Origin of the sequence: Pseudomonas sp. EL_65y_Pfl2_R96, assembly GCF_963970905.1 — a bacterium.
In the GTDB taxonomy this organism is placed as follows: domain Bacteria; phylum Pseudomonadota; class Gammaproteobacteria; order Pseudomonadales; family Pseudomonadaceae; genus Aquipseudomonas.
In genome coordinates this window covers 1-255 of the sequence record NZ_CAXAQH010000467.1, presented here as the reverse complement: position 1 = coordinate 255, position 255 = coordinate 1, and the positions used below count along the sequence as shown (strand labels likewise).

The following is a 255-nucleotide window of genomic DNA, read 5'->3' as shown; positions in this document are numbered from 1 at the left end:
AATCGCCTGTACTACGGCAGCGGCCACCTGCACCAGATCAACCTCGACGGCCAGGTCATCAGCGACTTCGAACGCGACCGCCTGCACCGCGAAGTGCTGCGCACCCAAGGCCAGATCAGCACCCGCAGCGAATACGACCGCAGCGGGCGCTTACGCTCACGCCAACGCCGACACACCAGCCAGCCATCGCTGATGCCGGCCGCCGTGCAGAAACATTTCGAGTACGACCCCGCCGACAACCTGATCGGCAAACTC

General features: G+C 64.3%; 1 protein-coding gene. It reads left to right on the top strand.

All coding sequences use genetic code 11. The features are described 5' to 3' along the window. Positions 1–255 (top strand): hypothetical protein (locus tag AACY49_RS31605; protein WP_339528296.1); only part of this gene is annotated, 255 nt, incomplete at both ends.